Genomic DNA, 723 nt, shown 5'->3' on the forward strand with positions numbered 1-723 from the left:
GCCCCGGGAGGAAACTGAAATCGGACTCGACCGCCTGAAGCAAAGCTTCCGAGGCATCGAAACGTGTCGGTCCCCGCACCCAGCACATGAACCCCCCTGACGGTGGAGCGACCATACATTCGCGTGGGAAATGCCTGGCGATAAGTTCAAGTCCTCTCTCCATTCGGCCCTGGAGCGTGGTCCGCAGCTTTCTCAGGTGCCGGTCCTGGCTTCGGGTGGACAAAAACTCAGCCACAGCGTGCTGGGCAACACTGTCACCGCTATTCAGTCCGTGCATGTACTGATGTGTCATCAGGCGCCGCGTATGAGTGCCGGCAATTATCCAGCCCAAGCCATATGCCGCCGGAAGAGTGGCCATAAAGCTTCCGAACTGCACGACGATGTCTGAGGGATCGTAAAGCTTGAAAGACGGCTGTCGATCGCCGTCATAACTCAGGTCAGCAAACATGTCGTTTTCGATGATGAGAACTTGATGTTGTCGCGCGATCTCCACGATGCGGCGCATCACCTGCTCTGTGTAGGTGACCCCCGTCGGATAATGGTGGGACCCCATAAGTAATGCGGCACGAATTGAGTGCGTTCGGACCAGGTGCAGAAACTGCTCAGGATCGATGCCGGCCCGCGGGTGTGAATAAATCTCTACCACGGATAAATTCTTACGTTTCAGTCCGGCCAACATGGGGAAATAGGACGGACTTTCGACGAGAACGATATCTCCGGGCT

At 56.2% G+C, this 723-nt stretch carries 1 protein-coding gene; it reads right to left on the minus strand.

Annotated features, from left to right (window positions below; genetic code table 11):
- Positions 1-723, minus strand: a 723-nt coding sequence (locus tag EOA60_RS35680) for a PLP-dependent aminotransferase family protein (RefSeq protein WP_164899910.1), incomplete at both ends; no start/stop codon positions are given.

Origin of the sequence: Mesorhizobium sp. M1A.F.Ca.IN.020.06.1.1 (genome assembly GCF_004023265.1) — a bacterium.
Classification (GTDB): domain Bacteria; phylum Pseudomonadota; class Alphaproteobacteria; order Rhizobiales; family Rhizobiaceae; genus Mesorhizobium.